The sequence below is a fragment of the Streptomyces sp. NPDC005393 genome (assembly GCF_040606675.1).
Lineage (GTDB): Bacteria > Actinomycetota > Actinomycetes > Streptomycetales > Streptomycetaceae > Streptomyces.
Map to the genome: position 1 here is coordinate 24,322 of NZ_JBEXFG010000004.1, position 20,687 is coordinate 45,008.

General features: G+C 72.0%; 14 protein-coding genes and 2 pseudogenes. 7 read left to right on the forward strand and 9 right to left on the reverse strand.

Annotated elements, in window-relative coordinates:
- Positions 1-136: 136 nt before the first annotated feature.
- The 7 genes and pseudogenes from ABZS71_RS06025 to ABZS71_RS06055 all read right to left on the reverse strand — a co-directional run bounded on the left by ABZS71_RS06025 (position 137) and on the right by ABZS71_RS06055 (position 7,590).
- Complete coding sequence (locus ABZS71_RS06025) at positions 137-1,153, reverse strand: glutamate ABC transporter substrate-binding protein (RefSeq protein ID WP_356207916.1); 1,017 nt, start codon at positions 1,151-1,153, stop codon at positions 137-139.
- Positions 1,154-1,181: 28 nt separating this feature from the next.
- A complete protein-coding gene (locus ABZS71_RS06030) occupies positions 1,182-2,597 on the reverse strand; it encodes a hypothetical protein (protein ID WP_356207917.1) in 1,416 nt (471 codons plus the stop codon).
- 202 nt (positions 2,598-2,799) lie between these two features.
- The gene (locus ABZS71_RS06035) at positions 2,800-3,822 is read right to left on the reverse strand and encodes a BadF/BadG/BcrA/BcrD ATPase family protein (RefSeq protein ID WP_356207918.1); all 1,023 of its coding nucleotides are present in this window, start codon (positions 3,820-3,822) and stop codon (positions 2,800-2,802) included.
- Complete coding sequence (locus ABZS71_RS06040; RefSeq protein WP_356207920.1) at positions 3,813-5,075, reverse strand: 6-phospho-beta-glucosidase; 1,263 nt, start codon at positions 5,073-5,075, stop codon at positions 3,813-3,815. Before ABZS71_RS06040 ends, ABZS71_RS06035 begins: the two co-directional genes overlap by 10 nt.
- Positions 5,072-5,683 (reverse strand): annotated as a pseudogene (locus tag ABZS71_RS06045) (carbohydrate ABC transporter permease); the annotation flags it as partial. The pseudogene ABZS71_RS06045 and the gene ABZS71_RS06040, both read right to left, overlap by 4 nt.
- A pseudogene (locus ABZS71_RS06050) lies at positions 5,682-6,320 on the reverse strand (extracellular solute-binding protein); the annotation flags it as partial. The pseudogenes ABZS71_RS06050 and ABZS71_RS06045, both read right to left, overlap by 2 nt.
- A 112-nt stretch (positions 6,321-6,432) precedes the next feature.
- The gene (locus ABZS71_RS06055; RefSeq protein WP_356207922.1) at positions 6,433-7,590 is read right to left on the reverse strand and encodes an ROK family transcriptional regulator; all 1,158 of its coding nucleotides are present in this window, start codon (positions 7,588-7,590) and stop codon (positions 6,433-6,435) included.
- 93 nt (positions 7,591-7,683) lie between these two features.
- Between ABZS71_RS06055 and ABZS71_RS06060 the strand changes: the two genes are divergently transcribed.
- Both ABZS71_RS06060 and ABZS71_RS06065 read left to right on the forward strand, forming a co-directional pair.
- Positions 7,684-8,013 carry a Scr1 family TA system antitoxin-like transcriptional regulator gene (locus ABZS71_RS06060; RefSeq protein WP_356207924.1) on the forward strand — a complete coding sequence of 110 codons (330 nt, stop codon included), beginning with the start codon at positions 7,684-7,686 and terminating at the stop codon, positions 8,011-8,013.
- 901 nt (positions 8,014-8,914) lie between these two features.
- Positions 8,915-10,840, forward strand: a complete 1,926-nt coding sequence (locus ABZS71_RS06065) for a S53 family peptidase (protein ID WP_356207925.1) — start codon at positions 8,915-8,917, stop codon at positions 10,838-10,840.
- 42 nt (positions 10,841-10,882) lie between these two features.
- Here the strand turns inward: ABZS71_RS06065 and ABZS71_RS06070 are convergent, their stop codons facing one another.
- Positions 10,883-11,965: a mechanosensitive ion channel family protein gene (locus tag ABZS71_RS06070; protein ID WP_356207926.1), complete on the reverse strand. Its 1,083-nt coding sequence runs from the start codon at positions 11,963-11,965 to the stop codon at positions 10,883-10,885.
- A gap of 457 nt (positions 11,966-12,422) precedes the next feature.
- On the opposite strand from ABZS71_RS06070, the gene ABZS71_RS06075 reads away from it, so the two are divergent.
- Positions 12,423-12,959 carry an HNH endonuclease gene (locus ABZS71_RS06075; RefSeq protein ID WP_355854839.1) on the forward strand — a complete coding sequence of 179 codons (537 nt, stop codon included), beginning with the start codon at positions 12,423-12,425 and terminating at the stop codon, positions 12,957-12,959.
- 333 nt (positions 12,960-13,292) lie between these two features.
- Here ABZS71_RS06075 and ABZS71_RS06080 read toward each other — a convergent pair whose 3' ends face one another.
- Complete coding sequence (locus ABZS71_RS06080) at positions 13,293-16,283, reverse strand: beta-N-acetylglucosaminidase domain-containing protein (protein WP_356208147.1); 2,991 nt, start codon at positions 16,281-16,283, stop codon at positions 13,293-13,295.
- A gap of 394 nt (positions 16,284-16,677) precedes the next feature.
- Between ABZS71_RS06080 and ABZS71_RS06085 the strand changes: the two genes are divergently transcribed.
- From ABZS71_RS06085 to ABZS71_RS06100, 4 genes are all read left to right on the forward strand, one after another.
- Entirely contained in the window at positions 16,678-16,968 is a 291-nt protein-coding gene (locus ABZS71_RS06085) for a hypothetical protein (protein ID WP_355854842.1), read from the forward strand.
- Positions 16,968-19,208: a 4-alpha-glucanotransferase gene (gene malQ, locus ABZS71_RS06090; protein WP_356207927.1), complete on the forward strand. Its 2,241-nt coding sequence runs from the start codon at positions 16,968-16,970 to the stop codon at positions 19,206-19,208. The genes ABZS71_RS06085 and malQ overlap by 1 nt, the downstream gene beginning before the upstream one ends.
- Complete coding sequence (locus ABZS71_RS06095) at positions 19,205-19,447, forward strand: hypothetical protein (protein ID WP_355854848.1); 243 nt, start codon at positions 19,205-19,207, stop codon at positions 19,445-19,447. The genes malQ and ABZS71_RS06095 overlap by 4 nt, the downstream gene beginning before the upstream one ends.
- Positions 19,448-19,702: 255 nt before the next feature.
- The gene (locus ABZS71_RS06100) at positions 19,703-20,677 is read left to right on the forward strand and encodes an acyl-ACP desaturase (protein ID WP_356207928.1); all 975 of its coding nucleotides are present in this window, start codon (positions 19,703-19,705) and stop codon (positions 20,675-20,677) included.
- Positions 20,678-20,687: the final 10 nt, after the last annotated feature.

A 20,687-nucleotide genomic window follows, 5' to 3' on the forward strand; every position in this document is an offset into this window, starting at 1 on the left:
CGTATCCGATTCGTGATCCGTCTGCAGCGTCATCCCTACGCGTGTGAGCCGGGCGCTAATCCTTGCCGGTCCGTGATCCTTGGATCGTCGTCCGCCGCCGGTCCTTCGCTCGTCCTGTCGCTCGTCCTTCTTCTCGCTAGTCCTTGTACACGGGGTCCGGTGGTGCCGGATTCCCCTGTGCCGTGCCGAAATCCTTTGCGAGCCATTTGCGGTAGGCGCGCATCCAGGGGCTGTTGTCACCGCCCGCGCGGTAGTCCTCCAGCACCTTGTTGACCCGGCGTACCAGGTCGTCATCGTCTCTGTTCATCGCCACGCCGTAGAGCTCATCGGTGAATCGGGAGCCGACGAGCTTGACGGACGGGTCCTGGGCCGCCTGGCCCGCCGCCAGCGCGTTGTCCGTGATCACCGCGTCCACCTCGCCCAGTTGCAGCCTGACCAGGCAGTCCAGCTGATTGGGGACGGGCTTCACCTTGATCGCGCCCAGGGCCTTGGCGCCGGTGTCCGGCTTGTCCAGCTCGGCCTCGGCGGTGGAACCCTGCGCCGTACAGACCTTCTTGCCGCGCAGGGTCTTGTTGTAGCCGGTGACGGACGAGCCGTCGGCGACCAGCACCTGCTGCCCGGCCTGGAAGTACGCGGTGGAGAACGCGACGTCCCTGATCCGGTCGCAGTTGATGGTCATGGTGCGCACCACGACGTCCACCTTGCCCTGCTGCAGGGCCTTGATGCGCTGACTGGTCGGAATGGTGCGGAAGATGACCGCGTCCGGATCGCCGAAGACGTCCTTGGCTATGGCGTGCACCAGGTCGATGTCGAAGCCGGTGAGGTCGCCGGTGGCCGGGTCGCGGTAGCCCCAGCGGTAGCTGTTCTGGTCGACGCCGGCTATGAGCTTGTTCAGCTTATGGCCATTGACCTCACGGTTCTTGATCCGCTTGATGGCCGGGCCGCTCGCGCTCGACGGCCGCAGGCTCGCCTCCGGCTTGTCACAGGTCCCGGCCGCCGCCTCGGAGCCGGTCCGCACCGTATGCGGATGGCGCGCGCCGCGCCTTCCGTCGCCCGCGCCGCCGTCGCCGTCCATCGCCGCGGGCACCAGGATCGCCGTGGCCACCCCCAGGGCGCACACCGCCACGGCGGCGCCCGATCGCACCGATCGCATCCTTCCGCCCCCCATCAACCCGTCAACCTCACCGGTACTCCGAAAGCCTGCGGCCTATGCCCAGGAGCGCGCTCGCGGCTCCCACCGCGGCCAGCACCCCGGCGCCGACGGCCATCGCGGTGAACGCTCCCCGCCCGTCGTCCGCCGCCCGCTGGAACTCCCGCTGCTCATGGTCGAGGGCCTTCGCCAGCTGCGTGTCCACCACGTCGAAGGACTCGCCGGTGCTGTCCTTGGCGCCGATGACCTGCTCCAGCGCCTTCTTGTAGTCGCCCGCGTCATCGGCGCTACGGGCGGCCTTGTGCCGCACCTGCCACTCCCGGACCCCGGTGGCGGCCGCCTCCACCGGGTCGCGGCCCGCGCCGTCGTCCGCCAGGCCGCGTGCCTGGTCCAGCAGGCTGCCCGCGGCGGGGCGCTTCGCACCGCCGCCCGCGTCACCGACGAGGTCGGCCATCCGGGAGCCGTAGCTGACCTCGTAGGCGTCCTTGCCCTTGTTGCTGCCGTCCTTGTCGACGGTGACCGCGCCGCGCGCGACCAGCGTCAGATTCTCATCGGCGCGGGCGCGGAGCGAGTCGATCCGCGCCTCGTTGAGCACCCGCAGGGACTTCGCCCCGTGGTCATCGGAGTCGTTGAGCTCGGCTCGGGCGACGGCGTGGCCCACCACCAGCCACAGCAACACCACCGTGGAGGCGGCGGTCGCGGCCAGCAGACCGTGGTTGAACACCCGGTTCGTCCGCCGGTAGTTACGGCGCTGAACCCATCCCAGCGCGCCCAGCGCGAGCACTCCGGTGCCGATCGCCACCCACGGCCACGCCTTCGCGTCGCCGTAGTCCTCCCCGAGGCGGGCGGTCTCCGCCTCGTACAGCCTGCCGGCGGCGGGGAGCAGCTGATCGCGCATCGTGTCGTTGGCATAGCGCAGATACGCGCCGCCCAGCGGCAGGCCCTGGCGGTTGTTGGCGCGAGCGGACTCGACCAGACCGGTGTAGGCCGGCAGCAGTTGATTGATCTTCCGTATCTCCTCGCGTGCCGAGGCCGAGCCCTCGGTGTTGGCCGCGGCCCGCACCAGCAGCTTGGAGGCGGTGTTGATGTCCCGCTCGTAGCGCTGCCGGACCTGGGCGGGCTCCTTACCGCCGGCCAGAAAGCCGCTCGCCGCCGTGGTGTCGGCGTCGGCCAGTGAGCGGTAGACCTGCGCGGCATCGGCGCTCAGCGGCTGGCTGTGCTCGGCCACCGCGTCCGCCGCGGTCTGCCGCTCGGAGACCTGCCAGGCCGTGACCGCCCCGAACGCCACCACCAGCGCCGCCAGCACCGCCCCGATGATGCGCAGCCTGCCGGGCTCGGTCGTCGCCGCCGCCCGCACCCGGTCGACGCCCTCGCGCCAAGCGGTCCGCGGCGGGGCCGCGGGCGCGGGCGGCGGCGCGGCTCTGCCGGTGGTCGGCGCGTATGACACAAGACCTCCCCCTTGGTCCGGATCCCACGGTCGCTGTCGGCGGCTGTCGCCCGGCGCGGCGGGCGACAGCTATCGGGCAGCAGTATGACCGCCGTCACTGACAAGGTCACCGGTCCTGCCTGGATCTTGCCCGGATCGCGATCTTCCCCTCCCTCTCTCTTTACGCCTGGGACGGCCGTTCGGTTCCATAAACGCCGTGATGTCACCCCTGGCGGTAGTGCGCGCGCAGCCTGGCGTACGCCGCCGGGGGCGCGCCCGTGCGGTCCAGGCCCAGCAGCGCGGCGCCGAGCACGGGCGGCGCCGTGACCACCCGGGGGTCGGCCTTCGGAGCACGCTCCGCGAGGAGTTCCCGGATCCGGTCGTCCAGCAGCGGATGCCGGGCCGCGAGCACCCCGCCGCCCAGCACCACCGGCGTCTCCTCGCCCAGCAGATCGAGGCGGGTGAGGGCGACCGTGGCCATCGTGGCCACCTCCTCCGCCTGGCGGCCGACGATCGCGTGCGCGATCTCGTCGCCCGCCGCCGCCACCGCGAAGAGGACCGGCGTCAACCCATAGCGGCAGGAGGGCTCCAGCCGACCCAGATGGATCGCCTCGATCAGCTCGAACATGGTGGTCATGCCGAAGTGCGCGGGCAGGGCGCGCGCCAGCTCGGTCGGCTCGCCGCGGCCGTCCTCGGCGCGCGCCGCCCACCACAGCGCCTCCTCCGACAGATGGCCCCCACCGCCCCAGTCGCCGGAGATCCGGCCGATGGCGGGGAAACGGGCGGTACGGCCGCCGTGGCCCAGCCCGGCGCAGTTGATGCCCGCGCCGCAGACGACGGCGACGCCGGTCGGCTCGCCGTCGTCCGTGACGCCGGCCCGCAGCAGCGCGAAGGTGTCATTGGCGACGGTGACGGTGGCGCCCCAGCCGCGGTCGGCCAGCGCGCCCGTCAACTCCTCCTCCTCGACCGGCAGATCGGCGTTGGCCAGACACGCCGAGACATGCCCGGCGCGCGGCGGCCCTTCCCCGCCCGCCTGCCGCGCCGCCTCCTCCACCAGCCGCGCGAGCGAGCCGACCGCGCGCTCGGCGCCCACGACGGGCGGCCGGAAGCCGCCGCCGCGGGCCACGCCGAGGACGGAGCCGTCCGGGCCGACGAGCGCGACATCGGTCTTGCTGTTGCCCGCGTCGATGGCCAGGACGGACCCATCCGGCGGGGAAGGGGTCGGTACGGACTGGGTCAGGCCCACGCCAGATGCTCCCGGTTGTGTGCGATCAGGTCGTCGGTCAGCTTCTCGGCGTATGCGATCTGGCCGATGAGGGGGTGGGCGAGCAGCGCCTGGAAGACCCGCTCCCGGCCGCCCTTCAACGCGGCCTCCAACGCCAGATGTTCGTACGCCGTGACGCCCGCGACCAGACCGGCGAACAGGGGCTCCAGAGGGCGCACGGGCAGTGGCGTCGGCCCGTGCGCGTCCACGGCCGCGGGGACCTCGATCACCGCGTCGTCGGGGAGGAAGGGCAGCGTGCCGTCGTTGAAGGTGTTGACGATCCGCACCTCCCCGGTGTCCCGCAGCAGGGACGAGGTCAGATCGACCGCCGCCTCCGAGTAGAAGGCGCCGCCGCGCTTGCCGAGCAGTTCGGGCTTCTCGTCCAGCGCCGGGTCGCCGTACATCTCGAGCAGCTCGCGCTCGATCGCCGCGACCTCAGCCGCCCGCGACGGCTTGGCCCTCAGCTCCCGTACCACCGCGTCGTGCTGGTAGTAGTAGCGCAAGTAATAGGACGGGACGACGCCGAGGCGAGCCACCAGCGTGCGCGGCATCCGCAGATCCCCGGCGATCGCCTCGCCGTGGTCCGCGAGCAGCTTGGGCAGCACATCCGCGCCGTCCGGCCCGCCGAGCCGGACCGCGCGCTCCCAGGTGAGGTGGTTGAGGCCGACATGCTCCAGCGTCACCTCCCCGGGCTTCACGCCCAGCAGCTTCGCGAACTTCCGCTGGAAGCCGATGGCCACATTGCACAGCCCGACCGCCCGGTGCCCGGCCGTCAGCAGCGCCCGGGTCACGATCCCGACCGGGTTGGTGAAGTCCACGATCCAGGCGGTGGGGTTGCGGCGGCGTACTCGCTCGGCGATGTCCAGCACGACCGGGACGGTACGCAGCGCCTTGGCGAGCCCGCCCGCGCCGGTGGTCTCCTGCCCGACGCAGCCGCACTCCAGCGGCCAGGTCTCGTCCTGGTCGCGCGCCGCCTGTCCGCCGACGCGCAGCTGGAGCAGGACCGCGTCCGCGCCGTCCACGCCCGCGTCCAGATCGGCGGTCCAGGAGATCCGGCCGGGATGGCCCTGCTTGGCGAAGATCCTGCGGGCCAGCCGGCCGATGAGCTCCAGCCGGTCGGCGGCGGGGTCGATAAGGACGAGCTCCTCCATCGGGAGCACATCCCGCAACCGGGCGAACCCGTCGATGAGTTCGGGGGTGTAGGTGGATCCGCCACCCACGACTGCGAGCTTCAACCCTTGACTCCTGTCAGTGTGACGCCTTCGACGAAGGCTTTCTGGGCGAAGAAGAAGACGATGACGACGGGGGCCATGACGAGCAGTGTCGCGGCCATCGTCAGATTCCAGTTGACGCTGTGGGCGCTCTTGAAGCTCTCCAGACCGTACGAGAGCGTCCAGGCGCCCGGATTCTGCGCTGCGTAGATCTGCGGGCCGAAGTAGTCGTTCCAACAGTAGAAGAACTGGAAGAGCGCGACGGCCGCGATGCCCGGCTTCGCCATCGGGACGACGATGCACAGCAGCGTGGTGAACTCGCCGCAGCCGTCCACCTTCGCCGACTCCAGATACTCCCGGGGAATCGTCAGCAGGAACTGGCGCAGCAGAAAGATGGAGTACGCGTCACCGAACGCCATCGGGATGATCAGCGGCCACAGCGAGCCCGACAGATGGAGCTGCTGGGCCCAGACCAGATACATCGGGATCACGATGACCTGTGGCGGCAGCATCATGGTCGAGATGACCAGGATCATGGCGGTGCGCCGGCCGCGGAAGCGGAATTTGGCGAGCGCGTAGGCCACCGGAAGGGAGGAGCAGAGCGTGAAGAGGGTGCCGAGCACGGCGTACATCCGGGCTGTTCTGGTAGAGCCGGAAGTTCGGCATGAAGCCCACCCGCTCATAGCCGCCGCTCTTGGTGCGCTTGGTCAGCCTGGCGGCGTCGCGCTTCAGCTCCGACATCGTATGCGGCGGCCGTGCGATGCCCGCTTGCCGGAAGGCGTCCTTGTTGTCGTACATGCCGAACGCGTCGGCGAGCAGCGGCAGGGCGCACTGGTCGCCCTCATAGCTCGTGTAGTCCAGCAGCGTCTTGGGGAAGACCTTGGCCTTGTCCAGCCCGGTCTTCTTCATGAAGGGGTCGAGATTCACCCACATGCCGGACGAGCAGTACTGCCCCACATTGTTGGTGGTGAAGGACGAGACGACATCGGGGGCGTCGCCTCCGCCCGCCCGCAGCGCCTGGTTCACGGTCTCGTCGGTGACGTTTCCGGTGGCCTTCACCGTGATATTGGGATGGAGCTTCTCGAAGCGGGCGATGCTGTCGTCGATCGCCTTGACTTCGCTCTTCTCCGACCAGCCGTGCCAGAACTTCAGCGTCACGGGTTTGGCCGGATCGTCCTCGGCGCTGCCGGTGCTGGGATTGGCGCAGCCTGACAGGAGAAGGGCGCCGGCGCTCAGCACCGAGGCGAGAACGGCCAGTTTTCGTGCCATGGGACTTCCTTTACTGCGGGGACGGCAGGGGAAGCGGCGGTGCGGGGCGCCGGGGCAGGGGGGTTGGCGTTGCGTCAGGAGCGGGCGGAATCAGGCCAGAATCAGGTGAGAATCATGCGGTGTCGAAAACGGTGTGACGGGCATCGGCGAGCGCCTTGCGCAGCGCGCCGAGGAGAATCGGATCCCCCTCGACAGCGCTGAGCCGCAACTGCGGCTGGGGCAGCGCCAGCCCGGTCATCTCGGCCTCGACCAGTTCGCGCAGCCGCTCCCCACCGGCCTGCGCGACCTCACCCGAAAGGACCACCAGCTCCGGGTCGACCACCGCGACCACGGAGGCCAGCCCGGTGGCGAGCCGGCGGGCCAGTTCGGTCAGCACCTCATCGCCCGCGCCGGGCGTGCGCGCCGCGGCGGCCAGGGCCTTGGTGGCCGTGGGGGCCTCGATGCCGTGGTCGCGGGCCAGCTCCACGACGGCGGGGGAGCCGACCAGCTTCTGGAACCCGCCGCCCCCGTCCGGCCGCGCGGCGGCGTCCGGACCGCCCCGGGCGAGCGGCGCCCCCGGCAGCGGCATATAGCCGATCTCCCCGGCCCCTCCGGTGGCCCCCCGCAGCAGCGTGCCGCCGAGCACGATGGCCGCGCCGACCCCCTTGTCTGCCCAGACCAGCGCGAAGTCGTCGAAGTCCTGCGCGGTGCCGTGGTGCTGTTCGGCGACGGCGGCGAGGTTGACGTCGTTCTCGATGACGATCGGGGTGTGCAGCACCTCGGCCAGATCGTCCCGCAGAGTGCGGGACTGCCAGCCGGGCAGATGCGGTGCGTAGCGCAGGGTGCCGGTGCGCGGGTCGAGGGCGCCGGGCGTGCCGATCACGGTCCCGTGCAGATCGCCCCGGCCGAGCCCGGCCGCGGCCAGCGCCCCGTCCACGGCCTCGGCGACCAGCTCGGCGGTCCGGGTGCTGACGGTCTCGTCGGTCGCCGGGGCGGTCACCCGGTGCTCGCCGACCACCTGACCGGTGATGTCGGCGACCGCGGCGGTGATGCCCTCCTGGTCGACGGCGAGCGCGGCGACATGGGCGGCGGCCGGATTGATCTCGTACAGCTGGGCGTTGGGCCCCGGCCGTCCGGTCACATTCCCCGTCGTACGCACCAGACCGGCGGCCTCCAGCCGGGCCAGCAGCTGCGACGCGGTGGGCTTGGACAGCCCGGTCAGCTCCCCGAGCCGGGTCCGGGCGAGCGGCCCGTGCGCGGCGAGCAGCTCCAGCGCGGCGCGGTCGTTCATGGCGCGGAGGACACGGGGGGTCCCGGGTGTGCTGCCGGGTCGTGCGGCCATGGGGGTGCCCCCGTCTCACTCTGTTAAGAAACTTTCCTATTGATGATCACGAAGGTAGAGGCGGCGCGGGTCGGCGTCAATGGGTGCGTGCTCCCCGTGATGCGGGCGCAGCTCGAACACCTTGTGGACATGGCGGATCTTCCGAACGTGACCGCGCAGGTTCTTCCGTTCTCGCGTGGGGCGCACGCGGGTATGTTCGGACCGCACTTGCTGCTGAGCCTTCCGCGGGTGTCGGCGATGGACGTAGCGCTCACCGAGCCCGGAGTCTTGCCCGTACGTGACAGTAAGGACCCGGCAGGTGCGGTACTGATCTTCCCTGCTCAGGCGTGGGCCGCCTTTATCCGCGACGTGAAGGCCGGTCACCACGCCTGAGCCCCGGTGGGGCGGTGTTCAGGTCGGCCGGTGCGGGCATTGACTCGCGCCTTCGGCGCCCGAGCATCGAGCAGGTAGGGGGCGGGACCGGTCGCGTCGTCGGCCGGCGCCCGCTGGGCGCACGGGCGGATACGGGTCAGCGGAGCGGGTGTTCGGACCGACACCGTGCGTTGGGCCGCCTGTGGCGCCGGACCAGGTACATCCTGGGTAATCGCTTGATTAAACGCTTGCGCTATATCAAGCGATTTCTTTGGAGGGGTGCCCGAGAGCGGCGGGGTGACCGTGTCAGGTCACGCTCGCGGACGCCGAACCCCGGGCCGTCAACACAGCGCCGCCTAGACGTTCAAGGTTCGGCCACCGCCGAGCGGCGGGCAATCGTGCGCTCCCGCCCCTGCCCTCCCCTCAATGCACAGGCGCCGAAGGCGCGCACGCCGCGCTCCGCCGCGACGCCTGCCGTACCGCGAGGCGACCGGCCGCCCGTCGGCCCGCCGGACGGCAACGGCCGGGAACTCCGCCCCGCCGGGCCCTGTCCGGCGGTCGGTCCCACTGGCCGTCCCGCGGCGACGCGACCGCAGCTCGCCCCCTGCCGGCCCCATGCTCCATGCGCCGAAGGCGCGAGACGGAAGCCGCGCCTGACCGAGCACCCCCGGTGCAGCGCATCGCCCGCTCCGACCCCGGGGCGAAGTGGGGCGCTCGGGGCGGGGGACGAGCGTTCATTGCCCTTCGGTGGCCTTTCCTTGGCGGCTTCTTGGCGTGGACATGAACCTGGCATGGACAAGTCACCGCGAGAGTGACCCTCGGCGGTGTGTCCGTGATCGTCGGCGCCCGCCGCAACGCGACCACTCGTATCGCTGGGGGTTAGGTGAGATCTTCCTCTTTCAGAAAGCGCATGGCTCTGGTCATGGCGACAGCAATGCCGTTGGCCGCCGGTGCGCTCACCCTGGGCATACCCGCCGCCCAGGCCGACTCCGCACCGCACGACCGGGACACCCTGAGCGGCACCAAGCCCGCCTGGGCGACGGTGACTTCGGACCAGGGCTCCACCGCCGACGGCAATAAGGTCACCGCGCGCGTCTATCTCGCCGGGCGGGACGCCAAGGGGCTGGCCGACTACGCGAAGGCGGTGGCCGATCCCTCCTCGCCGAGTTACGGCAAGTATCTGACGGCCCGGCAGACCCAGGCCCGCTTCGGGCCGACGCGGCAGCAGACCGCCGCCGTCACCGCGTGGCTGAAGGGCGCCGGGCTCACGGTCACCGGCCACCATCAGCACTATGTGACGGTGTCCGGCGAAGTCGCCGCCGCGGAGAAGGCGTTCGGCACCCAGCTGCACAACTACCGCAAGGGCGGCAAGGTCTACCGGGCGCCGTCGAAGGCGGCCACCGTACCCGCCTCGCTGAACGGCGCCGTGCTGACCGTCGTCGGCCTCGACAACGCGCCCAAGAGGGCCAAGCACGATGAGACCCTCCCTCCTCCCGGAGCGGTCTTCAAGAACGCCGGGCCGTTCTCCAGCTACTACGGTTCCAGGACCAACAGGAGTCTGCCCTCGGCGTACGGCGCCAAGCAGCCGTACGCCATCAAGGGGTACACCGGGAAGCAGCTGCGCGCCGCCTACGGGGCCAAGAGCCGTAACACCGGTAAGGGCGTCACCGTCGCCATCACCGACGCCTTCGCCTCGCCGACCATCGCCGCCGACGCCGCGCGGTACGCCAAGCGCAACGGCGACCCGGGCTACGCCAAGGGCCAGCTGACCCAGGTGCTGCCGGCCGACTACCGGTACACCGAGGAGTGCGACGCGAGCGGCTGGTACGGCGAGGAGACCCTCGACGTCGAGGCCGTGCACGCGGTGGCCCCCGCGTCCGACATCGTCTATGTCGGCGGCGCGTCCTGCACGGACGACGATCTGCTCGACTCGCTCGCCAAGGTCGTCGACAACCGGCTGGCCGACATCGTCTCCAACTCCTGGGGCGATGTGGAGGCCAATGAGACGCCGGACGTGGCCGCCGCCTACGACCAGATCTTCCAGCAGGGCGCGGTCGAGGGCATCGGCTTCTACTTCTCCTCCGGCGACAGCGGCGACAACGTCGCCTCCACCGGCACCAAGCAGGTCGACACCCCGGCCAACTCGGCGTGGGTGACGGCGGTCGGCGGCACCTCACTGGCCGTCGGCAAGGGCGAGACCTACCAGTGGGAGACCGGCTGGGGCACCACCAAGACCGTCCTCTCCGCCGACGGCACCAGCTGGGGCTCACTGCCCGGCGCGTACACCTCTGGCGCCGGAGGCGGCACCAGCAAGACCGTCGCGCTCCCCTTCTACCAGCGCGGCGTCGTGCCGGACTCGCTCGCCCTGGCGAACGGCGGGACCACCAAGCAGCGCGTGACCCCGGACATCGCGGCCGTGGCCGACCCCAACACCGGATTCCTGGTGGGGCAGACGCAGGCCTTCCCCGACGGCTCGCTCCAGTACAGCGAGTACCGCATCGGCGGCACCTCGCTGGCCGCGCCGGTGATCGCGGGTGTCCAGGCACTGGCCCAGCAGGCGCGTGGCGGCCAGCCGATCGGCTTCGCCAATCCCTCGCTGTACGACCGGTACGGCACCTCCTCGTACCACGACGTGACCGACCATCCGCTGGGCGCCGGGGTCTCGCTCGGCGTGGTCCGGGTCGACTACATCAACACCCATGACGCCGGCGACGGTCTCGTGACCTCGCTGCGCAGCCTCGGGCGGGACAGCTCGCTCAGCGCGGTCGTGGGCTACGACGACGTGACCGGCGTGGGCACCCCCGCGGCCGGCTATCTGACGTCGTTCGACCGGCACCACCGCCGCTGACGCGGCCCCGCCGGCTCCCGCCCCTCCCGGGCGGGAGCCTCGTCACTTCTGGGCGGGCGGCGGCACCGATGCCGGAGCGAGCGGGCTCGCCGCCGCGGTCTGCGGGGAGTCGGGGTTGGCCAGCACCGAGGGCGCGGACACGTTGGCCGCCGCCGCGCCCGCGGGGTCCTCGGTCTGCAGATCCGGCTCCGTGGGACGGCCGACGAGGTGAATACCCGCCTCCTCCAGCGCCTTCTTGATCCGCCAGCGCAGCTCGCGCTCGACGCTCAGCGCCTTGCCCGGCATGGTCCGCGCCGAGACCCGGACGATCATCGAGTCCAGATAGACCGCGTTGAGCCCCAGGACCTCGATCGGCTCCCACAGCCGCTCGTTCCACGGCTCGTCCTTGGCCATGTCCACGCCGACCTGCGTGATGACGGAGCGGACCTGGTCGAGATCCTCGTCGGCCCGGATCTGGACGTCGATGCCCGCGGTCGCCCAGCCCTGGCTGAGGTTGCCGATCCGCTTGACCTCGCCGTTGCGGACGTACCAGATCTCGCCGTTGTCCCCGCGCAGCTTGGTGACGCGCAGCCCGACCTCGATCACCTCGCCGGAGGCGACCCCGGCGTCGATCGTGTCGCCGACCCCGTACTGGTCCTCCAGGATCATGAAGACGCCGGAGAGGAAGTCGGTGACCAGGTTGCGGGCGCCGAAACCGATGGCCACACCCGCGACCCCGGCGCTGGCGAGCAGCGGCGCCAGATTGATCTCCAGGGCCGAGAGGATCATCAGCCCGGCCGTCCCCATGATCAGGAACGAGGCGACGGAGCGCAGCACCGAGCCGATCGCCGCGGACCGCTGCCGCCGCCGCTCCACATTGACCAGCAGACCGCCGAGCGCCGTGCCGTCCACGGCCTGGGCCGTCCGGTTCATCCGCTCTATCAGCTTGGTGATCGCCCGCCGTATGGCGGACCGCAGCACGAACGCGATGATCAGGATCAGGGTGATGCGCAGCCCGATGCTGAGCCAGGTGGACCAGTTCTCCTCCACCCAGCCCGCGGCATTGGTGGCGCTTTTCTGCGCGTCGTCGAGACGAGTCGTGGGACGAGGCGTCGAGTCAGCGGCCAGAGCAGCGGACCAGAACACAGCAGAAACCCTTCGTGTGCGACATGCCCGCACGGATCGCCCGCGCGCGCAACCTCTCACACAGTAGCCGGGCGCGGGAATGTCCCGTTCCTGTGTTCGAGAGCGCGCGAGCGCTCCCAGGGGGCGCATATAAGCGGGCGGAGCGGCCTCAGCTCCCGCTTTCCGCCGCGTCCCGGGTCCCGCGCTCCGGTACGGGTCGCCGAGAGCCGTGATTCTTGCCACTCCGAGGCCGTCGTGGGCCGCCCGCGCGGTGGGCCGGTGAGGGGTCGGGAGCCCGGTCGGGTCGGTGGTCACACGGCCGGTGTGCGCATGGTGTGCGGACGGTATACGTGAGGTACGCGGAAATGCCTCTCAACCGTTAACCCGGTGATAGTGGCGTTCCGGCCAGGGTTCAGGGGAAACTGGGGGAGATCGTCCCGGCGCGAGCCACGTGCCGCCGGCGTACAAGGAGGCATCCGTGCCGCATGTCCTGGTCCTCAACGCGTCGTACGAGCCGCTCGGCGTCGTACCGCTCCGCCGCGCGCTCATTCTCGTCCTCAACGACAAGGCCATCAGTCTTGAGGACTCAGGCGCCCTGATGCACAGTGCGACCCGCGCCATCCCCGCTCCCAGCGTCGTGAGGCTGAAGCGCTTTGTGCGGGTGCCCTTTCGTGGCCCCGTTCCGCTCACCCGCCGTGCCCTGTTCGCCCGTGACGGCGGCAGATGCGCGTACTGCGGTGGCGTCGCAACCAGCGTCGATCACGTCATCCCGCGCAGCCGTGGCGGGCAGCACATCTGGGAGAACGTGGTCGCCGCGTGCCGGCGCTGCAACCACGTCAAGGCAGACCGCCATGTCGCCGAGATCGGCTGGCGGCTGCGTCATCAACCCGCGCCGCCATCGGGGCTCGCGTGGCGGATCATCGGCACGGGGCATAGGGACCCGCGCTGGCTGCCATACCTGCAGGCATACGGCGCGGACGATGCCATGGCCCGGATCGACGGCAAATCTGCCTGAGGTCCGGGCCTTTCCCCCTTTTTGGGCTCGGTTCGCCTCCGGGGCGCTTCAGCCCCCCAGCCTTCGGCCGGGGGGACCCACGGTCGACGGTCGACCGTGCCCGGCCACTCGCGCGGCGGTAGCCGCATATCGATGGGAGCCCGAGGGGCCTGCGCGCGCTCTCCCTTTCGACAGCGGCGCGCCCCTTCGGCTCGCCCCCGGCTACCGCTGGGAGGTGCCCCCAGCCGGAGCACCGAGGTGAGGTCGACCGCGGTGCGCCCCTTCGCGGACCGCACAGCGATGAGGAGTCCGAGGGGCCCGCGTGCTCGGCGCCCCGGAGGCGAACCGAGCCCCCTAAGAATCAGCCACCGCGTAGGCGGCGACCGACCAGAGGGAGCAGCCGAAGCGGGTGGCGCGCTCGACGCCCTGGATACGGATGAAGCGGGTGTCCGGGGCGTCCATGCCGACCGCCTCCCGGCCGCCCTTGCCGTTGCCGACGGTCGCCGCCGTACGCCAGTTGCGGCCGTCCTCGGAGACCTGGATCCGGTAGCGGGAGGCATGGGCGTCCTGCCAGCGCAGCTCCAGCCGGCCGACCCGGGTCGGCCGGGCCAGCTCCAGCTGGAGCCAGGCGCCGTCCTCGGCCGGGGAGGACCAGCGGGTGTCCGCCTTCCCGTCGATGGCGGCGGACGCCGGGAAGTCGGCGGTCTCATCGCCGGACGACGTCGCCTTGGTGCCCTGCGCACGGGCCAGATCGGGGCCGCCGGTGCGCGGGAAGGCCCGTACGGTCAGCTCGCGCTCCTGCGATCCGAAGCGGACCGGGACGGTGTACGTGCCCGCCTTGGTGCCGGGGGCCACCGAGACCTCCAGCCGGGCGGTCGCCGTGCCGCCGCGCGGGGCCGTCACCCCGTCCGGGGCCCGGACGGTGATGCCGTGCGGCGCGTCGACCGTAAGGTCGCCGTTCACATCGCCGGGGCGCTGGGAGGTGAGCTCGGCCTCGACCACGGTGGCGCGTCCGCCGATCTCCGCGTCCGCCGTCTTGTGGGACAGCGTGAGCTCGGCGTCCGGGGTGTCGGCGAACCAGGGGGTGATCTCGTGCACGGCCGGGGGAGTGGCACCCGCCGCCCAGCTGAGCCGGATCGCGTCCGCCGGTATGTCCTTGTCCCCGGACTCCCCCGTGACCTGGGTGAAGCCGCTGCCGGACACCGCGCCGAGCCTGCGCCAGCCCTCGCCCGGGACATGCGCCTCGACCGTGCCCGGTGAGGAGGCCCCGGGGACCCGCGCGGTGAGCGCGGAGACGGAGGACAGCGGGCGGGTGCGGCCGAAGCGCACCGTGACCGGGCGGCCGGGGGAGGCCACCTGCGTCGTCACCTTGCCGTCGGCCGCTGGGCGGTCGTCCTTGGCGGTCCGCAGCCCCTGCTTCCCGGCGCGGTCCACGCCCGCCCAGACGTCCGCCTGGTCCAGGGCCTTGGTCAGGAAGGGGGCGAGGACGCCCTTGCCCACCGTCACCCGGCTGTCCGCGGTCTTCTCGCGCAGCGCCTCCACCGCGAGCCGGGCCTTCCACGCCGCCGCGCCGTCGCCGCGCGCCTGGGCGGTGAGCATGTCCACGGCGCGTACGCCCGCGTCGCCGTACCGCCCCAGCTGGTCGAGCCAGGGCCGTACGTCGGCACCCAGCGTGCCCGACAGCCGCTCGGGGGCGTCGCGCATCGTACGGAAGGCCGCGCGCAGCCGGTCCGCCGACCGCTCCAGCCGGCCCACGTCCGTACCGCCGAGCGCCGTCCAGAAGGCGTCGATGAGCGGGCGCAGATACGCGGACTCGTCGCCGCCGAGCACCGAGGACGCGTCGTTCCCGGCGAGGGCGCGCAGGGCGGCGCGGGTCCCCGCGTCCGGCCCGGCGAGATCGTCGATGGCCGCCTGCCAGGACTCCTGGGGGCGGTAGCCGTGCGGGTTCCAGGCGAAGTCGGCGGCGGTGAACAGCGGGATCCGGGAGGCGGTCGGCTGCTCCATGGCGTTGGCGAGCAGCGCCGCGGACTGCGTGGCCACGGCCGGGTCGCGGCCGGTGTACGGGCCGAGGAAGATGCGGTCCTGCGCCCAGTCGTTGACCGGGTAGTTGTCCATGGTGACCAGCCGGTGGCCGAACGCCGACCGGGCGCCCGCCAGTTCGCCGCCCCTGATCGTCCGGGGCACGACCCCGACGCCGGTCCAGGCGACCTCCACCCGGTCGTCGAGAGCGGCGGCGAGCGCGCGCCGGAACTCGGTGTGGCCGTCCTGGTAGTACTCGGTCGGCATCAGGGACAGCGGCACCGACCCGGGGTGGCGGTGGGCCAGATGCCGGGCGAGCGCGTTGGCCACCTCGGCCTGGGCGCTCGCGGCCGCCTCGGGCCCGGAGCCGAAGGCGTCGGCGTCCTTGCCGCAGTGCCACTCGCTGTAGCTGACGTCCTGGAACTGCAGTTGGACGGAGCGCACCCCGAGCGCCCACATGGCGTCGACCTTGCGCATGAGCGCCTTGAGGTCGGCGTCGGAGGAGAAGCACATCTGCTGGCCGGGGGAGACCGCCCAGCCGAGGGTGACGTGGTTGCGGCGGGCGGCGGCCGCGAGCTCGCGGAACTCCTCGCGCTGCGCGGCGGAGTACGGGTCGCGCCAGCGGGACTGCCGGTAGGGGTCGTCGCCGGGCGCGTAGAGATAGCGGTTCTGCTTGGTGCGGCCCATGAAGTCGAGCTGGGCGAGCCGGTCCCGCTGCGACCACGGGGAGCCGTAGAAGCCCTCGGTGGTGCCGCGGACGGCCGTCCCGGGCCAGTCGCGGACGGTCACCCCGGCGAAGGCGGAGCCCCGGCCCTCCCGCTTGACGAGCAGCTGGCGCAGGGTCTGGACGGCGTGGAAGAGGCCGTCGGGGCCGACACCGGAGAGGGCGACCGTGGGCTGCCCGTCCACCGAGCCCGTGGCGAGGCGGTAGCCGCCGGACGGGAGGTCACCGCGCTTGGGCGCGCGCAGGGCGCGCAGTGCGCTCCGCGCGCCTTGGCCGTCGGCGTGCACCACCAGCCCGCGCGCCGGGTGTTTGCCCCCCGGAGTGGCCTCATTGACGGTGCGCACCCCCGCGTCGTGCAGCAGGGCGCGCAGCGCGTCCAGCGCGTACGGATCGACGTCGCCGTCGGCTATCAGGGTGGCCTCGTCCCCGACGGAGACGTCCGCGCCCTGGGCGCGCAGTGACTGCGGGCGCGGCCATACGGGCGGCACACCGGCCCCGCTGTCGCGCTCCGGTGCGGAGGTGCCGGACGTGCCGTGGTCCACGGGCGCGGCGGCGGCCGCCGGAGCGCAGCCGAGCAGACCGCCGATCACGGCGGCCGCCATCGCCGTCGCGCCCGCTGCCCTCGGCCTCTTCCCCCCGAACTGCACGGGCCTCTCCTCGATCCAGATAGTCGGTCCCCGTCGGATATGTCGCCGATAGGCGTTGAGCCCACCACCACCCGGTGAGGGTGTCAACGCGAGTGACCGAACTGTCGGCATTGCCGCGTGTGACACCAGTCGGGCGAGCCGGGGCGGTGTGCGGCGCGCTCCCGCAAGTCTGACGGATGGAGGGTGCTCCTGTTCGTAAACTCTGTGTCCCCGCTCCCTCGCTGCCGTGAAATCGCCCGCTCCGGCGGGGTGTGACGTACGGCACGTCGGGGGGTCGTTTACGTCTGCGACCGCCCCGAGTGGGTAGGGCTCGACATTGACCCACTGCCGACACCCCACGGAGGTCCGTGTGGCCGCGTCAGCTCAGCTTCTGCTCTCCGCCCTGTCCAAACCCGTGCCCGAGGCATCCAGCGAACCGGATCCGTTCGCCGGGGTCTCCGACCCCGACTGCGGACTGTGCGGCCTGGACGGCTTCGGGTCCGGCGGCACCACCGAGGCGCCCCTCACCAGCGAGCCCCCGCTCGCCGACAACGTTCCCCTGACCAGCGAGCCCCCGCTCGCCACCGAGCTTCCCCTGACGAGTGAGCCGACCGCCGCCGGGACCGGCGCGGGAGCCGGCTTGGAGCCGATGGAGATCTGATGGGCAGAGCGCGGCTCGCCGAGCTGCACGGTGTCGCCACCTCCTACGAGCCCGCCCCGGGCCGCACCGTCCGGGTGCCCGAGGACACTGTTGTCGCCGTACTCGCCGCGCTCGGCGTGGACGGCTCGACCCCCCGATCCGTACGCGAAGCGCTGGACCGGCACGATCGCCGGCAGCGCGACCGGCTGCTGCCTCCCTGCGTGGTGGTGCGCCCCGGCGCTGCGCCGCGGCTGAGCCTGCCCGAGGGCACGGAGCTGCGCGTGCGCACCGAGGGCGGCGCACCGTGCGCGTGGGGGCCGGCGGCCGGGGACGGCCCGGCCGTCGGCGTGTCAGCGGCTGACCGCCCGATGGCCGATGGCCTCCTCAAGGACGCCGCGGTCGGCCTTGAGGAGGCCGCTGACGGGCCCGCCGGGCTGCCGCCCGGGGCCCACACCCTGATCGCCCAGGCCCCCGACGGCCGTCACGCCACCGCGCCCCTGATCGTCGCCCCCCACCGGATGCCGTTACCCCCGGTCCGCAGCCACGGCTTTCTCGTCCAGCTCTACTCCCTGCTCTCCGCCCGCTCCTGGGGCATGGGCGACCTCGGCGACCTGGCCGACCTCGCCGCCTGGTCGGGGCGGGCGCTCGGCGCCGGATTCGTCCAGCTCAACCCGTTGCACGCGGCGGTGCCCGGCACCCCGGCCGCACCCACCGACCCCTCGCCCTACCGCCCCTCCTCGCGCCGCTTCCCCGACCCCGTCCATCTGCGGGTCGAGGACGTGCCCGAATACGCCCACCTGCGCGGCGCCGCCCGCGAGCGCGTCGACCAGCTGCTGGAGGCCGCGGCCGGCTTGCGTACGTCGGTATTACGGGACGGCGCGCTCATCGACCGGCACGCGGTGTGGGCCCTCAAGAGCGAGGCCCTGGAGCTGGTGCGCACCGTGCCGCTCAGCCCCGGCCGGCGCGCCGCCTACTGCGACTTCCTCGCCGAACGGGGCCAGGCCCTGGAGGACCACGCCCTGTGGTGCGCGCTCGCCGAGGCCCACGGTCCCGAGTGGCGTACCTGGCCCGACCAACTGGCCGACCCGCGCTCGGCGGGCACCGACCGCGCGCGCGGGGAGCATCTGGACCGGGTCGACTTCCACTGCTGGCTCGCCTGGCTGACCGACGTCCAGCTCGCCGCCGCCCAGCGCGCGGCGCGCGACGCGGGCATGGACATCGGCCTGGTGCACGATCTGGCCGTCGGGGTGCATCCCTCGGGCGCGGACGCATGGGCGCTGCAGGACGTCTTCGCGTCCGGGATGTCCATCGGCGCGCCGCCGGACGCCTTCAACTCCCGCGGCCAGGACTGGGGCCTGCCGCCCTGGCGCCCCGACGCCCTCGCGGCCACCGGCTACGCCCCGTACCGCGATCTGCTGCGTGGCCTCCTGAGGCATGCGGGCGCGCTCCGTATCGACCATGTGATGGGCCTGTTCCGGCTGTGGTGGGTCCCGGAGGGCCGCGAGCCGACCGAGGGCTGTTACGTCCGCTACGACGCGGAGGCGATGCTCGGCGTGCTCGCGCTGGAGGCGCACCGGGCGGGGGCGGTCGTCATAGGGGAGGACCTGGGGACGGTCGAACCGGGGGTGCGGGAGGAGCTGGCGGCGCGGGGAGTGCTGGGGACGTCCGTGATGTGGTTCGAGCGAGACTACGACGGCGGGGCCGGCCGTCCGGGGCGAGCCCGGCCGCTCGCGCCCGAGGAGTGGCGGGCCGGCTGCCTGGCCACCGCCACGACCCACGACCTGCCGAGCACGGCCGCCCGCCTCACCGGCGACCACATCGAGCTCCGGCACCGTCTGGGGCTCCTCACCCGCCCGCCGGCGGAGGAGCGGGCCGCGGAGGCGGTCGAGGTCGCCGAGTGGCTGGCGCTGCTGGGACGGCTGGGCCTGCTGCCGGAGGGGCCGGGCGACGAGGAGGCCGCGATCAAGGCCGTCCACCGCTTTCTGCTGCGCACCCCGGCCATGATGGTCGGCGTCTGGCTCCCGGACGCGGTGGGGGACCGCCGGCCGCAGAATCTGCCGGGAACGTGGGACGAGTACCCCAACTGGCGGCTGCCCATCGCTGACGCGCGGGGGCGCGCGGTCTCGTTGGAGGAGCTGGTGGCCTCGCCGCGCCTGCACGCGCTGATGGCCGAGGTGGCCCGACTCACCCCTGGTGCCGCCTCCCTTAGGGCCACCCCGCGCACGCGGGGCGCGGGGGCGTCCGATAGTTTGAGTGTGTGAGCAACAAGGTCAAAAAGAACGCCGTGCGCGCCGGTGCCGTCATCGCCGCGACGACGGTGATGCTGCTGATGTCGTCCCCCGCGTTCGCGCTCACCCGCGACGACGGTGACGACCCGGGTCCGGGCCTGAGCGTGGCCGAGACGCTGGGCCTCTACGTCGCCGCTCCGATCATCCTCTTCCTGGTGATCGCGGGTCTGGTGATCGCGGGAGACAGGAAGTCCCGTAAGCAGACCGACTGAGGAGTCGGACCGACGACGAGTCGCGATCATTCGACGAAGCGCTGAGACGCCGCTGCAAGGGCGCCTCCGGTCATCCGGCCGGGGGCGCCCTTGCCGTTGCGACACACCCCTTGCGCGCCAAGTCCGAGCGCGTCACGGCGAGTTCACCGCGGGCCACCCGAATGCCGCGGGACATTTATTTTCGCTTTAACCTACGCTGTCGTAACCTACGGAGCCGTAAGTAAAGATCGACCCCTCGTCCCCAGGAGCCCCGCCGTGACCCTCGCCCCCTCAAGCCGCACCGGTCAGGCCGCGTGGAGCGACACTCAGCTCCTGTACGCGCTCGAAGAGGTCGTCGAGACCGAACTCAACCGGCATCTGAATGTCGCCAAGGAATGGATGCCGCACGAGTACGTGCCATGGAGCGACGGCCGGAACTTCGACGGGATCATGGGCGGCGAGGCATGGGCGCCCGACCAGTCCAAGGTCAGCCAGGTCGGCCGGATCGCGCTCGTCGTCAACCTCCTCACCGAGGACAACCTCCCCAGCTACCACCACGAGATCGCCACCCTGTTCGGGCGCGACGGCGCGTGGGGCACCTGGGTGCACCGCTGGACGGCGGAGGAGGGGCGGCACGGCATCGTCATGCGGGACTATCTGCTCACCACCCGGGCCGTCGACCCGGTCGAGCTGGAGCGGTTCCGGATGCAGCACATGTCGGAGGGGTTCGAGTCCGACAACCGGCACAGCATGCTGCACACCGTCGCGTACGTCGCCTTCCAGGAGCTGGCCACCCGCATCTCGCACCGCAACACCGGCCACCACTCCGGTGACCCGGTCTGCGACCGGATGCTGGCCCGGATCGCGACCGACGAGAACCTGCACATGATCTTCTACCGGAACCTGCTCGGGAAGGCGTTCGAGCTCGCACCCGACCAGACCATGGGCGCTGTCCGTGACGTGGTGGTCAACTTCCGCATGCCGGGCCACGGCATGCCCGGCTTCGAGCGCGCCGCCGCCCAGATGGCGATCGGCGGCATATACAACCTCCGTATCCACCACGACGACGTGCTGCAGCCCGTGCTCCGCTACCTCAAGGTCCTGGAGATCGGCGGCCTCGGCCCCGACGGGCTCAAGGCGCAGGAGGAGCTTGGCCTGTACATGGGCGGTCTGGACGACCAGGCCACCAAGTTCGACGAGCGGCGCGAGGCGCTGCTGGCCCGCCGCAGGGCCCGTGCCGAACAAGGTTGATCACTCTGAC

What these genes read in the sequence shown, in the direction of transcription:
- malQ (WP_356207927.1), top strand. Translation starts at nt 16,968, where the DNA reads ATGGGCAGAGCGCGGCTCGCCGAGCTGCACGGTGTCGCCACCTCCTAC.
- ABZS71_RS06080 (WP_356208147.1), bottom strand. Translation starts at nt 16,283, where the DNA reads ATGGCGGCCGCCGTGATCGGCGGTCTGCTCGGCTGCGCTCCGGCGGCC.
- ABZS71_RS06055 (WP_356207922.1), bottom strand. Translation starts at nt 7,590, where the DNA reads ATGAACGACCGCGCCGCGCTGGAGCTGCTCGCCGCGCACGGGCCGCTC.
- ABZS71_RS06060 (WP_356207924.1), top strand. Translation starts at nt 7,684, where the DNA reads ATGATCACGAAGGTAGAGGCGGCGCGGGTCGGCGTCAATGGGTGCGTG.
- ABZS71_RS06025 (WP_356207916.1), bottom strand. Translation starts at nt 1,153, where the DNA reads ATGCGATCGGTGCGATCGGGCGCCGCCGTGGCGGTGTGCGCCCTGGGG.
- ABZS71_RS06065 (WP_356207925.1), top strand. Translation starts at nt 8,915, where the DNA reads ATGGCGACAGCAATGCCGTTGGCCGCCGGTGCGCTCACCCTGGGCATA.